Origin of the sequence: Halorubrum zhoui, from assembly GCF_051194155.1 — an archaeon.
GTDB lineage: Archaea > Halobacteriota > Halobacteria > Halobacteriales > Haloferacaceae > Halorubrum.
In genome coordinates, this window is record NZ_JBLZNJ010000003.1 from 187945 (window position 1) to 201026 (window position 13082).

General features: G+C 64.9%; 18 protein-coding genes and 1 tRNA gene. 13 read left to right on the forward strand and 6 right to left on the reverse strand.

Translation table 11 applies throughout. From position 1 onward, the window contains the following. The first annotated feature begins 36 nt into the window (after positions 1–36). The 4 genes from hisI to ACNTAO_RS05140 all read left to right on the forward strand — a co-directional run bounded on the left by hisI (position 37) and on the right by ACNTAO_RS05140 (position 2303). On the forward strand, positions 37–417 hold the full coding sequence (gene hisI, locus ACNTAO_RS05125; protein WP_435160895.1) for a phosphoribosyl-AMP cyclohydrolase: 381 nt from the start codon (positions 37–39) through the stop codon (positions 415–417). Then, entirely contained in the window at positions 417–1598 is a 1182-nt protein-coding gene (locus tag ACNTAO_RS05130) for a DUF7118 family protein (RefSeq protein ID WP_435160896.1), read from the forward strand. The genes hisI and ACNTAO_RS05130 overlap by 1 nt, the downstream gene beginning before the upstream one ends. Before the next feature lie 89 nt (positions 1599–1687). After that, on the forward strand, positions 1688–2086 hold the full coding sequence (locus ACNTAO_RS05135) for a DUF7975 family protein (RefSeq protein ID WP_435160897.1): 399 nt from the start codon (positions 1688–1690) through the stop codon (positions 2084–2086). 52 nt (positions 2087–2138) lie between these two features. Then, positions 2139–2303, forward strand: a complete 165-nt coding sequence (locus ACNTAO_RS05140; RefSeq protein ID WP_435160898.1) for a DUF7838 family putative zinc beta-ribbon protein — start codon at positions 2139–2141, stop codon at positions 2301–2303. Positions 2304–2318: 15 nt separating this feature from the next. On the opposite strand, the gene ACNTAO_RS05145 is transcribed toward ACNTAO_RS05140, so the two are convergent. After that, entirely contained in the window at positions 2319–3116 is a 798-nt protein-coding gene (locus ACNTAO_RS05145) for an SDR family oxidoreductase (protein WP_435160899.1), read from the reverse strand. Between the two features lie 108 nt (positions 3117–3224). On the opposite strand from ACNTAO_RS05145, the gene ACNTAO_RS05150 reads away from it, so the two are divergent. The 3 genes from ACNTAO_RS05150 (at position 3225) to ACNTAO_RS05160 (ending at position 6405) form a co-directional block, all read left to right on the forward strand. Next, the gene (locus ACNTAO_RS05150) at positions 3225–4472 is read left to right on the forward strand and encodes a CaiB/BaiF CoA transferase family protein (RefSeq protein ID WP_435160900.1); all 1248 of its coding nucleotides are present in this window, start codon (positions 3225–3227) and stop codon (positions 4470–4472) included. A gap of 78 nt (positions 4473–4550) precedes the next feature. Beyond that, positions 4551–5453, forward strand: a complete 903-nt coding sequence (gene gnd / locus ACNTAO_RS05155) for a phosphogluconate dehydrogenase (NAD(+)-dependent, decarboxylating) (RefSeq protein WP_435160902.1) — start codon at positions 4551–4553, stop codon at positions 5451–5453. A 487-nt stretch (positions 5454–5940) separates the two neighbouring features. Then, positions 5941–6405, forward strand: a complete 465-nt coding sequence (locus ACNTAO_RS05160; protein ID WP_435160903.1) for a universal stress protein — start codon at positions 5941–5943, stop codon at positions 6403–6405. A gap of 20 nt (positions 6406–6425) precedes the next feature. Here the strand turns inward: ACNTAO_RS05160 and ACNTAO_RS05165 are convergent, their stop codons facing one another. Beyond that, positions 6426–7376 (reverse strand): D-2-hydroxyacid dehydrogenase, encoded by a 951-nt coding sequence (locus ACNTAO_RS05165; protein WP_182024084.1) that lies wholly within the window; start codon positions 7374–7376, stop codon positions 6426–6428. 269 nt (positions 7377–7645) lie between these two features. Here ACNTAO_RS05165 and ACNTAO_RS05170 point away from each other — a divergent pair, with 269 nt between their 5' ends. After that, positions 7646–8683, forward strand: coding sequence for a type II toxin-antitoxin system CcdA family antitoxin (locus ACNTAO_RS05170; protein ID WP_435160905.1), 1038 nt, complete (start codon positions 7646–7648; stop codon positions 8681–8683). Here the strand turns inward: ACNTAO_RS05170 and ACNTAO_RS05175 are convergent, their stop codons facing one another. Both ACNTAO_RS05175 and ACNTAO_RS05180 read right to left on the reverse strand, forming a co-directional pair. Beyond that, positions 8684–9010: a DUF5615 family PIN-like protein gene (locus ACNTAO_RS05175; protein WP_435160906.1), complete on the reverse strand. Its 327-nt coding sequence runs from the start codon at positions 9008–9010 to the stop codon at positions 8684–8686. 5 nt (positions 9011–9015) lie between these two features. After that, complete coding sequence (locus ACNTAO_RS05180; RefSeq protein ID WP_182022020.1) at positions 9016–9315, reverse strand: DUF433 domain-containing protein; 300 nt, start codon at positions 9313–9315, stop codon at positions 9016–9018. 373 nt (positions 9316–9688) lie between these two features. On the opposite strand from ACNTAO_RS05180, the gene ACNTAO_RS05185 reads away from it, so the two are divergent. From ACNTAO_RS05185 to ACNTAO_RS05195, 3 genes are all read left to right on the forward strand, one after another. Beyond that, the gene (locus tag ACNTAO_RS05185) at positions 9689–9937 is read left to right on the forward strand and encodes a surface glycoprotein (protein WP_435160907.1); all 249 of its coding nucleotides are present in this window, start codon (positions 9689–9691) and stop codon (positions 9935–9937) included. A gap of 120 nt (positions 9938–10057) precedes the next feature. After that, on the forward strand, positions 10058–10390 hold the full coding sequence (locus ACNTAO_RS05190) for a hypothetical protein (RefSeq protein WP_435160908.1): 333 nt from the start codon (positions 10058–10060) through the stop codon (positions 10388–10390). A gap of 59 nt (positions 10391–10449) precedes the next feature. Next, complete coding sequence (locus tag ACNTAO_RS05195) at positions 10450–10623, forward strand: AbrB/MazE/SpoVT family DNA-binding domain-containing protein (protein ID WP_435160909.1); 174 nt, start codon at positions 10450–10452, stop codon at positions 10621–10623. Positions 10624–10673: 50 nt separating this feature from the next. Here ACNTAO_RS05195 and ACNTAO_RS05200 read toward each other — a convergent pair whose 3' ends face one another. Both ACNTAO_RS05200 and ACNTAO_RS05205 read right to left on the reverse strand, forming a co-directional pair. Next, positions 10674–10916, reverse strand: a complete 243-nt coding sequence (locus ACNTAO_RS05200; protein WP_435160910.1) for a hypothetical protein — start codon at positions 10914–10916, stop codon at positions 10674–10676. Positions 10917–11072: 156 nt separating this feature from the next. Continuing rightward, positions 11073–11182 (reverse strand) — tRNA-Glu (locus ACNTAO_RS05205). Between the two features lie 324 nt (positions 11183–11506). On the opposite strand from ACNTAO_RS05205, the gene ACNTAO_RS05210 reads away from it, so the two are divergent. Together ACNTAO_RS05210 and ACNTAO_RS05215 are read left to right on the forward strand one after the other, a co-directional pair. Further along, a complete protein-coding gene (locus ACNTAO_RS05210) occupies positions 11507–12505 on the forward strand; it encodes a PhoU domain-containing protein (RefSeq protein WP_435160911.1) in 999 nt (332 codons plus the stop codon). A gap of 105 nt (positions 12506–12610) precedes the next feature. After that, on the forward strand, positions 12611–12994 hold the full coding sequence (locus ACNTAO_RS05215) for a DUF7971 family protein (RefSeq protein ID WP_435160913.1): 384 nt from the start codon (positions 12611–12613) through the stop codon (positions 12992–12994). The last annotated feature ends 88 nt before the right edge of the window (positions 12995–13082 follow it).

Consider the following 13082-nt stretch of genomic DNA (forward strand, 5'->3'; position numbering starts at 1 on the left):
ACAAGGCCTATTCGCTGGGGGTGTCTGCCGGACGGTATGACCGACTCACCGGCGGACGAGGGCGTCGCGGTCGACTTCGGCGAGGACGGCCTCGTCCCGGCGATCGCACAGGACGCGGACAGCGGCGAGGTGTTGATGCTGGCGTACGTCTCGCCGGAGGCGCTCGCCCGGACGCGGGAGACGGGCGAGGCGCACTACTACTCCCGGTCGCGATCGGCGCTGTGGCACAAAGGCGGCACGTCGGGCCACACCCAGACCGTCGAGGAGATCCGGGTCGACTGTGACGCCGACGCCCTGCTGTACCTCGTCGACCAAGCCGGCGGGGCGTGTCACACGGGCCACCAGTCGTGTTTCTACCGCACGGTCGACGGGGAGGCGGTCGGCGAGCGCGTCTTCGACCCGGACGAGGTGTACTGATGGCCCGCGTGGACGGCTCGGCCGACGCAGCGGCGGCGTCGGGAGCGCGCGACGCCGAGGAGGTTCGGGAGGCCGGCGAGGCGGCCGCGGTGCTCCGCGAGCGGTACGACGAGTTGTGTGCGATCGACGACCAGTTCGAGACGGTCGGGGAGGCGCGCGTCGAGGCCGCCGCGGACGCGTATCGCGAGGCCCACCGGGTGCTCGACCGGTACGCGGAGGACGCGGTCGGCACCGGCGACTTCGGCTCGTACCTCGAGTTCGAGGGCCGATTCGCCGACGCGGTCGACGTCGACGCGGACGCGTTCGCGGCCGACGCGTTCGCCGCCGCCGACGAGGCGGTCGACAAACGCCGGCTCACCGAGCGCGACTTCGCCGCCGCCCGCGAGGCGCTCGAGCCCGCCAGCGAGGCCGTCGACCTCCTCGAGGAGCGCGAGGACGCGGCTGCGGCGTTCCGCGAGGCTCGGAAGGTCGCAGAAGACGCCCGGGACGCGCTCGCCGACCGGCTTGAGGAGCTGCGGACGGCCGCATCGATGGCCGACGCCGACGTCGAGGCCGACCTCGGTCGGCTTCGTGAGCCGGTCGACGCGTACAACGAGGCGGTGCAGACGGCCGTCGAGTCGGCGCTTCGAGAGCGGTCGGCACGGGAGGTGTTCGACTTCTTGGAGCGCGCGGACGCGACGCCGTTCGTCGACGTCGATCTCCCGCCGGCGGACCTCCGGTCGTACGTCGACGAGCACGACGCCGGCACGGAGCCGATCCCGACGCTGCTCGAGTACGCGGCGTACTCGAACTCGAAGCTGGAGCACTACGTGGCGGACCCGGGGGCGCTCCGAACCGCCGTCGCCGTCCACCGGACGTACCTCGATCGGATCGACGCCGAACCGCTGACGCTCTCGTGGCCGCCGGCGCCGGGCAAGGCGCTGCCGTACGAGATCGACGAGCTGATCCCGCTGGTCTCGCGCATCGCCGACGACGAGACGGTGGCGACCCTCCGGGAGCTCCGGTCGTTCGCGCGCACCGACGAGTACGACCGGCTCCGTCGCGCCGCGACGGTTCGTGACGCCCTCGACGACCGGGACTACGAGCTGGTCGCCGCCGGCGTCGTCGACGACCGGGTCGCAGACGCCGAGCAGACCCTCGAGATCCTCGACGCGGTGCTCGAGGAAACCGAGCGGGGATGAGACGATAGGTCGGGTGCCGTCGGTGACCGCAGGTGCGACGGCCCACGTCGACCGCGGGGATTTAGGTCTCGTGGCGACCGAGACGAGCCATGACTCGATTTGACGCCGCCTCGGAGACCGAGCGGCTGGCGCTGTACGCGGAGGCGGCGACGGCCCACCGGACGCGGTCGAGCGACGTGATGACCGTCGACGTCGACCCCGACAGCGACGGCACCGGCGGCGGGGAGATCCCGCCGTGGATCCAGCTCGCCGGCACCGAACTCCTCATGGACTGCACCGACGACGAGCTCGACCGGCTGAAGTCGCTGCTCGGCGCGTTTCCGGAGTTTCGGATCGACGAGCTCGTCGCGCCCGAGTCGGCCGAGGGAACCCACGTCGTCGTCACCGCGCGGTCGGACGCGAACCGCGTCGCCGGGTTCATCGAACGCGCGTTTCGGGAGGTGTACGCGCTTGAGGTGGACTACAAGTCGTGGGTGACCGCGGTGTGAGACGCGTCGTCGAATCCGTACGTTAATGTCGACCGCGGCCGGCCACACGGGTATGACGCTGGAAAAAGACGTGCCGTGTCCGTCCTGTGGCGAGACGCGCTCGTTTTACCGAACCGCCGCGATGACGCTACACCTCGGCGAGAAGACGAAGTGGCGGTGCCCGTCGTGTGGCTACGGGTTCGTCGAGATCGACGGCATCGACACGCTGCCGGCGTGAGGGCCGGCGAGCGCCTTACAGATTCGCGTTGCCCGATCCGCCGTCGACGACGATCGACTGTCCGGTGATGTAGCCGGCCTTCGGCGACGAGAGGAACGCGACGGTGTTGCCGAGCTCCATCGGGTCGCCGATGCGCTCGAGCGGGACGCCCTCGCCGTAGGCCGCGAGTCCCTCCGCGTAGGAGTCGTACTCGCCGCGGTCGACCGCCTGCTCGACGAGGTCTTCGATCCGGCTCGTCTCGTGCGGACCGGGGAGGACGGCGTTCACGCGGACGTCGGGACCGAGCTCCGTCGCCAGCGTCTTCTCGAGGCCGATGACGCTCATGCGAACCGCGTTCGAGAGCACGAGCCCGTCGATCGCCTCCTTGACCGAGCGCGAGGTGATGTTCACGATGGTGCCGCCGCCGTCGGCCTGCAGCGGCTCGGCGGCCGCCCGACAGAGTCGGACGACGCTCATCACGAGGAGGTCGTACGCGTGGTACCAGTCGTCGTCGTCGGTCCCGAGGAACGGGCCAGACGGGGGGCCGCCGGCGGAGGTCACGAGGTGGTCGAGCCGACCGAACTCGTCGAGCGTCTCCTCGACGAGGCCGACGACGTCCGCCTCGACGGTGAGGTCGCCCTGGACCGGGTGGACGCGGGCGTCGCCGGTCGCCTCCTCGCGGAGCGCCTCGGCGGCGGCCTCGAGCCGGTCCTCGTCGCGACCGTTGATCACGACGGAGGCGCCGTCGCGGACGAGCGCCGTCGCGGCGGCGTTGCCGAGGCCGTCGCTCGACGCGGTCGTCAGCGCTACGTTGCCAGCGATGTCTAAGTCCATACGCCCACCTCCACACCCGGTGATTTAATCATTAGCGACTCGGCATCGGGGGCCGCCGCCCGCGGGTTTATACGAGTGGGCTCGGAGGTCCGGACATGCGAGCCAGCCATGGTGGGTGAAGCACGCGACCCGGACGGCGACGTCGGTCCGCTCGACGGGGTCACGGTGCTCGACGCGTCCCGGGTGTTGGTGGGCCCGTTCTGTACGATGCAGCTCGGCGACCTCGGCGCGGACGTGATCAAGATCGAACGCCCCGGCGTCGGCGACCAGACGCGGACGTGGGTCCCCCCGGCGTTCGGCGAGGGAGACGACGCCGAGAGCGCGTACTACAGCAGCGTCAACCGCAACAAGCGCTCGGTGGTGTTGAACCTCGCGAGCGAGGCGGGACGCGACGTGTTCCGCGACCTCGCGCGCGAGGCCGACATCGTCGTCGAGAACTTCCGCGTCGGCAAGACCGCCGAGTGGGGACTCGACTACCCAGACCTCGTCGCGGAGAACCCCGGACTCATCTACTGCGGGCTCTCCGGGTACGGCGAGTGGGGACCAGACCGCGACGCGCCCGCCTACGACATCGTGATGCAGGCGAAAGGCGGGTTGATGTCGATCACGGGCGTCGAGGACGGTCCGCCGGTGCGGATCGGTGTCGCGCTCGCCGACATCGGCGCCGGGATGTACGCCACCCAGGCGATCCTGGCCGCGTTGCTCGAGCGCGAGCTCGGCGACGGTACCGGCCAGAAGATCGACGTGAGCCTGCTCGATGGCCAGGCGGCGTGGATGAGCTACATGGCGGCGAACTACTTCGCGAGCGGCGACCCGCCGGGTCGCATGGGGAGTAAACACCCGAACATCGCGCCGTATCAGGCGTACGAGACCGAAGACGACTACGTCGTCGTCGGCTGTTCGGCCGACTCGTTCTGGCCGCGGCTGTGTGAAGCGCTCGACCGGCCAGACCTGCTCGCCGACGAGCGCTTCGAGATCAACGAAAAGCGGGTGCGCAACCGCGAGGCGCTCGACGAGGCGCTCGAAGCCGAGTTCGCGGCGATGTCGACCGACGAGGCGGTCGAGACGCTCACCAGCCACGACGTGCCCGCGAGTCACGTCCGCGACATGGCGGAGCTGTTCGACGATCCCCAGATCGAGGCGCGAGACATGCGCGTCACGATGGACCACCCGACCGCCGGCACGGTCGAGGTGCCCGGCTCGCCGATGAAGTTCTCGCGAACGCCGGTGACGATGCGCCGGCATCCGCCGACGTTCGGCGAACACACGACCGAGGTCCTCGGCGAGTACGGCTACGACGACGCGGACCTACGGCGGCTCGCCGAGGCGGACGTGATCCCGGAGCCGTCGGAGTGAGTGACGTCGGTGGCGCGAGCAGACGACGTCCGTACCGAGACCGGAACCACTAGGACCGTCGCGGGCGACCGCTAGCGCATGCAACTTGGAGTCGTCGGACTCGGTCGGATGGGACAGATCGTCGTCGAGCGAACGCTCGAGGCGGGCCACGAGGTCGTCGCGTTCGACCTCGACGCGGCGGCGACCGCGCGGGCCGCCGCGGCGGGTGCCGACCCCGCCGACTCGGTGGGCGACCTCTGTGATCGGCTCGGGTCCAACAAGCGGATCTGGCTCATGGTGCCCGCCGGTGACGCCGTCGACGCCACCCTCGCGGACCTCGAGCCGCACCTCACGGCCGACGACGTCGTCGTCGACGGCGGCAACTCCCACTTCGAGGCGTCGGTCCGGCGTGCGACGGAGACCGACGCCGCCTACCTCGACTGTGGCACCTCCGGGGGGCCCGCGAGCGCCGAGGCGGGGTTCTCGCTCATGGTCGGCGGGCCCGCGGCCGCCTACGAGGCGCTGGCACCCGTCTTCGATGCGGTCGCGACCGGTCCGGACGGCCACGACCGGATGGGGCCGTCGGGTGCGGGTCACTACGTGAAGATGGTGCACAACGGGGTCGAGTACGCGCTGATGCAGGCGTACGGCGAAGGGTTCGAGCTGCTCGCCGACGGACGGTACGACCTCGACCTCGAGGCGGTCGCCCGCACGTGGAACAACGGCGCAGTGATCCGGTCGTGGCTGCTCGAGCTGTGTGAAGAGGCGTTTCACGAGGAGGGGAGCGACCTCGGCGACGTCGCCGACCACGTCGCCGGCGGGTCGACCGGGACGTGGACCGTGCGGGAGGCGCTCGAACAGGACGTGCCCGTGCCGCTCATCTACGGGGCGCTCGCCGAGCGGTTCGACTCGCGCAACGAGGGGCGGTTCTCCCGACGGCTCGCCAACCGGCTGCGGTACGGCTTCGGCCGGCACGCAATCGCGCGTGAAGAGTCGTCGTAGGCGCGTCGAGCCGGCCGACTCTCGTAGATCGACCGATTCGGCCGTGTCGTGACGCGAGCGACGACGACGCGCTCGCGACGGTCGGGCGTCGGTCGGTCACGCCCTCCCGGGCCGATTCGCTCGCATACAGCGTTCGTGAGGCTGTGAGCAAGATGACCGCACAACAGCCGGACACGATTTTCAGCCACACCCTCCCCAGCCGATTCGCTCGCATACAGCGTTCGTGAGGCTGCGAGCAAGATGACCGCACAACAGCCGGGCACCACTTCGCCACACCCTCCCCAGCCGATTCGCTCGTCGCCCACGGGCGACTCGCTCATCCCTCGCACGCGCTCGTGGGCACGCTTCGCGGCCCACGAGGCGCGCGCCACCGCACGAGCGTTCCTCGCGGCCGATGCCGCCTCTGTGCGCCACAGCCGATGGGATCCTCGTCTGTGACCACGGCCGACCGGCCCATTTTAACTTCCACGTCGACGAATCAGCGGGTATGTTCGACACGATCGTGGTCGCTACGGACGGCTCCGACAGCGTCGGTCGCGCCGTCGACGTCGCGATCGAGCTGGCCGACCGCTTCGACGCGAGGGTCCACGCGCTGTACGTCGTCGACGACGACGAGGTCGCGTCCTCACCCACCGCAGTGCGCGAGGAACACCGCACCGCCCTCGTCGAACGCGGCGAACGCGCGCTCGCGTCGGTCTGTGCAGCTGCGGACGGGGTGGACGAGCGTCTCGACGTCACCACCGCCGTGCGCGAGGGGGTGCCGGGTGAGGAGGTCGTCGACTTCGCCGACGCGGTCGACGCCGACCTCGTCGTCACCGGCACCCGTGGCCGACACGGCGAGGACCGGTTCCTCATCGGTTCAGTCGCCGAAACGGTCGTCCGGACGTGCCCCGTACCGGTGTTGACCGTTCGCCGACTCACCGACGAGGACCCCCGGCGCGTCACGGTCTGAGACGCTCGGGAGCGCCCGTCTCAGAACACGCGGTTTTCGAGCGTCGCGTCGGGGTCGTCGAGCCGTTCGAGGTTCGTCTCGAGCACGTCGGTGAGCCGCTCGAAGTATCGGGGCGTGTGTCCCGCGTTGTGCGGAGTGATCGTGACGTTCGTGAGCCCCCAAAGCGGGTGGTCTTCCGGAAGCGGCTCGGGGTCGGTCACGTCGAGGGCGGCACCCCGGATCGCGTTCGAACGAAGCGCGTCGACGAGCGCGTCGGTGTCGACGACGCCGCCGCGAGCGATGTTGACGAGCACGGCGTCGGTGTCCATCGTGCGGAAGAGGTCCCCGTCGACGAGCGCGGCGGTCTCGTCGGTGAGCGGACAGGCGAGCACGACGAACTCGGCGTCGACGACCGCCTCGTGGATCTGCTCGAAGCCGTACACCTCGTCGGTCGGCCCGCCCTTCTCGGGCGAGTACCGGACGCCGACCGTCTCCGTGTCGAACGCCTCAACTCGGTCGACGACCGCCTGACCGATCGCACCCAGCCCGACCACCGCGACGCGCGATCCCGTGAGCTCGGTCGTCGGGTACGAGCGCCACTCTCGGCGCGCCTGCTGTCGTTTCGCCCGCGGGAAGCCGTGAGCGTGGCCGATCATCGCGCCGAGCACGTACTCCGAGATGTTCGGCCCGTGGACGCCGGCGGCGTTGGTCACCGCGACGTCGTGTCTCTCGAACGCCTCGCGGGGGAGGTGACCGGTGCCGGCGAACACGCAGGCGAACAGTTCAAGCTGCTCGGCGCGCGCGAGCAGCTCCTCGTCGATAGAGAAGCCGGCCGCGACGCGCGCGTTCGACAGGTACTCGCGCTCTTCGGCCGGCGTGTCGGCGACCGCGACCGTTCGGTCGGGGAGCCGCTCGCGGAGCACGGCGGCGAAGTCGTGGCCGTCGATCCCGTGGATCTTCTGTCGTAAGACGACGATGTCGGGCGCGTTCACACCCGAGTCTCGAACAGGATAATAAAAACACCGCCGTCTTGGCTCTGGGGGCGATCGAACGCGTCGTCACTCGGCGCGCAATACAGTGGATGCTCGGTCAGGGATTTGAACTCCACTGTTGCCTGTGAGGGACGCTTCTCGGGCCAGTCGAGGTCGTAGCCTGGGTGGCTGGTTGCATGAATGACTTGATGGGTATCAAACACGGGACTGTCGGCGAAGAATAGATGTACATTATGTACAAATAGCACAGCTAAATGGTGAGTGTCAGAATGTCAAAAAAGCGAATAAACATCAGCGTCGATCCCGACGTCCACGCCAAAGCCAAGCAACTGGGGCTTAATGTCTCCGGTGTTGCTGAACACGCCCTCCGAATCTACGTTCAGACGCTTCAGCACAGCGACCAGTCCCCATCCTCACCCGTCATAACCACACCAGCTGACTCTGCTGGCGACGAATCTCCCACCCCCAATATGGCTCAGCACGCAGAGTCATCTGTCAAAGAGATCCTGACCGACTACGAGAACTACGCGAGAACCGTCCTGAATCGCGGCGACACGACGCTCAACCAGCACCGCCGGTACATCGGTCGCCTCCTGCGCCATGCCGAACGGCCACCGGGCTCAATCACCGAAGCGGACATCATCGCATACCTGGAGTCCGAACAGCCGATGAGCGACTCGAAAAAGAACAACATCCTCTCGGCGTTGCGCGTGTTCTTCCGCGAGTACCTCGACCGTGACGTAGCTGACGAGTTCGAGATGCCAACAACAGGTCCAACCCCCACCCACGTGCCGACGAAAGACGAGCTTCAGACGTTCTATGGGGCCATCGAGCGGCCCAAGTACCGAACGATTTTTTTGATGTACGCCACCTCGGGGCTCCGCTCGGCCGAACTGGTAGAGCTCACCATGGAGGACATCAACGAAGACATGCGGATGCTCGTGCCAGATAAACAGTCCGAGGTCAAGAAGACGTGGGCGTCATTCTACAACGAGGAGGCCGAAGCCGCTTTGGAGGCGTTCAAACCCCATCGTGACCCCGACGACGAACGAATCTTTCAGGCGAGCAAGCCGACGGTGAATAAGACCTTTCGTGATCTCTCTGAAGAATCTGGTGTGAAGGTTACGCCGCAGATGCTTCGACGATGGTTCGCCTCTGAGATGGCCTCGCTCGGTGTGGACGCCAGCTACATCGATGCCTTTTGCGGGCGCACGCCGACCTCTGTACTGGAACAACACTATCTGGACTACTCGCCACGCAAACTCAAACAGATCTACCATGACGCTGGATTAACCATTCTTGAGTGATCAGATCCACTCACCGGGGATTGATTCGAGGATCACCGCGTGATCGTTGTACACTCGGTCGATTTTATTAATCACCTCACAGAGTTCTCGCGGCGTCGGCTTACGCACTTGATCGTAGTACAGCAATCCGTGAGTGATCTCGTCTCGGAAGAAGTCATCATCAGACGTCAGGACAACCCAGCCACTACGGGTTGCATAGTCAGCGATTGCGTCGTCATCAGCGTCAGGAGAGAGCTCAGTCCGAACACGTGAAACGATATGCTGAGTTTCGTTGCTCAGAACAGACACGTATCGCTCTTCGACCATCTGATCGCAGAGAATCCGCATCGGCGTTAGGAGTCACCGTTAGATCCCGCCGCAGGTGCACGGCTCTGCTCGGAGAGAGCCGTTTTGGTGGCCTCCTTTTGGGTTTGAATATATTCCATCAACTCCGGATGTTCGTCGTAGTAGTCGAGAGCTGCTTGGACCTGTGCGCGATCGAGATCCGGGTAGTCATCGAGCAATTCCTCGACAGTCGCTCCGTGTTCTCGAGCTGTGATACCGATCGAAAACACGCTGATTCGTGTTCCCTCTATTCGTGGTTTTCCGTGGAGCACGTCTGGTGTTTTTACAATCCGGATAGTGGTACTCATTAGCGTAGGCTACCTTCCGAACGAGAATAAACATTCGGCTGGGTCTCGATATTCCTCGAGCGAAACCAGTATCGTATGTCAAAGAGCATCAGTAGTCATCACAAGTGTGACACTGAACCTGACGATCGCCTGTTTTGTCGTCCATCATAGCGGTGGAGACTGAACCAGCATTATGGTGGCGACGTACCACCGTCGTGGTGGCGACACTCAGACACCTATCTCTTATCGACTATTATCATAGTACTGTGAGAAGTGTTGCGTGCTGACGATGTCCAGGTATCCGTTAGCCGGGCGCAGCGAGCCTGACCGAAGGGAAGGCTCGGAACAAGCGAGCGGCGGAGCCGCGAGCAGCGATCCCGACGGAGGTGGCGGCATGACGGGTAGAGACGTGCCGACTCGTCAGAAGTCGCTGTCGGTCGCCTTCTCCGTCATCATGGTGCTGTCCATGATGGCAATCGGGACGGCTGGGTTTGCTGGATCGGCGGCGGCGTTTCAGGATCCAGTCGAAAACCCCGATCCAGGTGCTAATGAAGAGCAGACGATATTTAGTGACTCTGGCGGTAGCGTAATTGCTGACAACGCCACTTCCGGTGAAAACTCCACACATACGATCGTGGCCTAGACGCACTCTGGCACAAATCTTGAACATATTTCAGCAGATAGTGACACTAACCAGCTACGGATCAATGTCTCCTACCCGGGTGGCTTTGCCGTTGATGGACTTTCTGCCGGTGATGTTCAGGTGTTCATTGACGGAACGGAGGCTGATGTAAGCGGAGCTGGTGGAATATCAATTGGTCCTGATGATCAGAGGTTGAATATTACAACAGATTCCGGTGATAGAGGTGCTGACGGAACTGACCTAAGCAACTTCGATGGAACTGCTGGAATTAATGTTACGGTAGTCCTCGGTAGTGACCTTGTGGAAAATGCTGCCGATGGTCGATATAATGTGAGTTTTCAAGCTTTCACCAGCACGAGTGGAAGCGATTTGCTGGCGAAACACTACTCGGATTTCACACCGCGAAAGTTACAGGAGGTGTATGACGATGCCGAGCTCGCAGTTCTGGTGTAAGTATGTACATATTGTGCACAAAACGCAAAATGTCACCACCCACTCGCTTCGGGATGTATATGAGTAAGACCGTGAAGTCGAGAGAACACTACGGCGCAAACTCGTTAGATCTCACTATCCCATCTGAAGTTGTCCGCGAGCACGACGTCAGTCCAGGCGACATCTTCGAGATTGAGGTTGACTCTGACGACGGCGAGCTGGTGCTGAGCTATACCCGTGTCTACGAAAGCTAACTCTTCTCTCGGGCTTCTATTCTCTGAAAAACTAATGAGCAAAATCTCGATTACCCGTTCGTCCACTCCACTACGAGGCGGTACCACTCTGCGACGTGTGTTAACGCCGTGCTGTGCTCATTGATGGCTTCGACCCGCCATGTAGCCGCCTCCTCCGAGTCGTCCTGAGCAGCGATCGCACTGTTTGACCACGCGACGACGGCTTCGTGGAGGTGGTAGTACACGCCCCAGAGCACCTCGAAAAGGTCTCGTCGTGGCTGGCTCTCCTCGAACTGATTGCGCATCCCGAACACGTCTGAGTGGAGTCGTTCATACTCAGTACATCACGAGTTATTGACCGGAGTATACTGCTGTCCCGTGGTATTCGATTTGCGGGCAAAAATGTCTCTATCAGCCGTTAGTACCCGGGCAAACGCACTCTCTTATAAGCGGTTTGCCGGTACATCTTATGCTCGGTCAGGGATTTGAACCCTGGTCGTCGGCTGTCTTCCGAACGGGAACGCCACGGGCCCCGCTCGCCGAAAGGCCAACATGATTGGCCGGACTACACCAACCGAGCATACTTTTTGATTGCAACGCGACCGATTTAACTCTTCGCAACTCGCCGCAGTGTGGCATCGACCGACACACGCGAACACGGGGACCACGTCGCCGCGCGTGCTCCCGACGCCGGCGGTCTCCCGGCGGACCTCGTCTCCGGTGAGTCGGGTGGCGTCTCATATATACCTCAATACGATGCTATGTATCACACGCAACGGCGCATCTCGTGTGTTCTCACTGACGTCGTATGGGCGCTGTGTCACCGGATAGTGGCCATCGATCGGCCACCGACGAGCTATATATTTTACACAGATTTAACTCTCCTCGGCGACGACCTCCAGACATGGAAACGCGGAAGGTCCAGGTCACTGGGGGGTCGACGTACACCGTTTCGATACCGAAGACGTGGGCGACCGAGAACGACGTGGGCGCCGGCAGCGAGGTCGAGTTCTATCCGGACGGCGACTCGCTGTTTCTGACGCCACGCACCGACGAGGAGCGGACGCGAGGCACCCTCGACGTCACCGGACTCACCGGCCAGGCACTCACCCGGGCGGTGACGACGATGTACGTGAGCGGGTTCGACGTGATCGAACTGGAGGGCGGCGAGATCACCACTGACCAGCACGCGACGATCCGCGACGCGGTCCAGAGTCTCGTCGGCCTCGAGGTGCTCGAAGAGACCCGTAGCCACGTCGTCATCCGCGACCTGCTCGACTCCTCTGAGCTCTCGATTCACAACGCGGTCACCCGGATGCGACTGATCTCGTTGTCGATGTTAGAAGACGCTATCCGGGCGCTCGCGGAACTCGACCACGACCTCGCCCGAGACGTGATCGCTCGCGACGACGACCTCGACCGGCTCTGGCTCGTCGTGTCGCGGATCTTCCGCGGCACGCTTCGCACCCCGAAGGCCGCCGAGGCGGTGGGGCTCCCTCGCGAGGAGTGTTTCGACTACCACTCGAGTGCGCGGCAACTCGAACGCGTCGGCGACCACGCGACGAAGATCGGCCACCTCACGTGTAACATCGACGAGCCGCTGCCCGCGGACGTGATAGACGCCATCGACGACCTCCACGACGACGCCGTCGAGGTGATAGACACCGCGATGGACGCGCTGTTGACCGACGACACCGACGAGGCGTCCAGGCTGGCGAACGAGGCACGAACCGGTGTGCGAGCGATAGACGAGCGCGTCAGGGCGATAGACGAGCTGCTCCGCGGGCTCGACCCCACCCGCGCACAGCTCCTCGGGCTCGTCGTCGACTCCGTGCTTCGGTCTGCTGACTACGGCGGAAACGTCGCCGAGACGGCCCTCCAGAAGGCCGCCCCGACGCCCTGAGGTCGCGCCCGCGCCTCGCGTCCTCGATGCCTGGCGGTCGCTCGAGCGCGCGTCGACGACGCCCGGCCGCTGGGGTTTTTGTCCGTCGCCGTCACACGCAGGGACATGCCAGCCATCGAACTCGGCGTCCCGCGCGGTGTGGTGGAGTCACTCCCCGAATCGGACGAGACCGCCGCCCAGGACATGCGGCGAGCCATCGTGGGGATCCAGTCTCGGCTGAACGAGGAGATCGACGGGTCGGATCCGGCCGCGGCCGCCGAGGTCGTCGTCGACGCCATCGAGCGCATGGAGACGCAGGCGAGCACGTACCACGAGTTCGTCCCCGAACTGCGCGCCTGGGGACAGTCGCCGATCTACGCGATCGCGTGGCGGAACCTCTACGTCGAGCTGATCGGACAGCTGTACGACCACGACTGGCTCGGCGACGAACTCGACCGCGAGCGAAACTTCCGGCTGGTCGACGACGGGATTCGGCTCTCCGATCTGTGAGCCCGCCGCCGGGAGGGCCGGTGTCACGCCCTCGGGATGCGGTCTGTGCCCCGCAGCCGTTCCAGTAGGTTTTACTCCCGGTCTGTGG

Excerpts from the sequence above, each read along its gene's own strand:
- ACNTAO_RS05135 (WP_435160897.1), top strand. The coding sequence starts at position 1,688 with ATGACTCGATTTGACGCCGCCTCGGAGACCGAGCGGCTGGCGCTGTAC.
- ACNTAO_RS05130 (WP_435160896.1), top strand. The coding sequence starts at position 417 with ATGGCCCGCGTGGACGGCTCGGCCGACGCAGCGGCGGCGTCGGGAGCG.
- ACNTAO_RS05145 (WP_435160899.1), bottom strand. The coding sequence starts at position 3,116 with ATGGACTTAGACATCGCTGGCAACGTAGCGCTGACGACCGCGTCGAGC.
- ACNTAO_RS05210 (WP_435160911.1), top strand. The coding sequence starts at position 11,507 with ATGGAAACGCGGAAGGTCCAGGTCACTGGGGGGTCGACGTACACCGTT.
- ACNTAO_RS05185 (WP_435160907.1), top strand. The coding sequence starts at position 9,689 with ATGACGGGTAGAGACGTGCCGACTCGTCAGAAGTCGCTGTCGGTCGCC.
- ACNTAO_RS05195 (WP_435160909.1), top strand. The coding sequence starts at position 10,450 with ATGAGTAAGACCGTGAAGTCGAGAGAACACTACGGCGCAAACTCGTTA.
- ACNTAO_RS05175 (WP_435160906.1), bottom strand. The coding sequence starts at position 9,010 with ATGCGGATTCTCTGCGATCAGATGGTCGAAGAGCGATACGTGTCTGTT.
- ACNTAO_RS05150 (WP_435160900.1), top strand. The coding sequence starts at position 3,225 with ATGGTGGGTGAAGCACGCGACCCGGACGGCGACGTCGGTCCGCTCGAC.
- ACNTAO_RS05140 (WP_435160898.1), top strand. The coding sequence starts at position 2,139 with ATGACGCTGGAAAAAGACGTGCCGTGTCCGTCCTGTGGCGAGACGCGC.
- gnd (WP_435160902.1), top strand. The coding sequence starts at position 4,551 with ATGCAACTTGGAGTCGTCGGACTCGGTCGGATGGGACAGATCGTCGTC.
- hisI (WP_435160895.1), top strand. The coding sequence starts at position 37 with ATGACCGACTCACCGGCGGACGAGGGCGTCGCGGTCGACTTCGGCGAG.
- ACNTAO_RS05180 (WP_182022020.1), bottom strand. The coding sequence starts at position 9,315 with ATGAGTACCACTATCCGGATTGTAAAAACACCAGACGTGCTCCACGGA.
- ACNTAO_RS05160 (WP_435160903.1), top strand. The coding sequence starts at position 5,941 with ATGTTCGACACGATCGTGGTCGCTACGGACGGCTCCGACAGCGTCGGT.
- ACNTAO_RS05215 (WP_435160913.1), top strand. The coding sequence starts at position 12,611 with ATGCCAGCCATCGAACTCGGCGTCCCGCGCGGTGTGGTGGAGTCACTC.
- ACNTAO_RS05170 (WP_435160905.1), top strand. The coding sequence starts at position 7,646 with ATGTCAAAAAAGCGAATAAACATCAGCGTCGATCCCGACGTCCACGCC.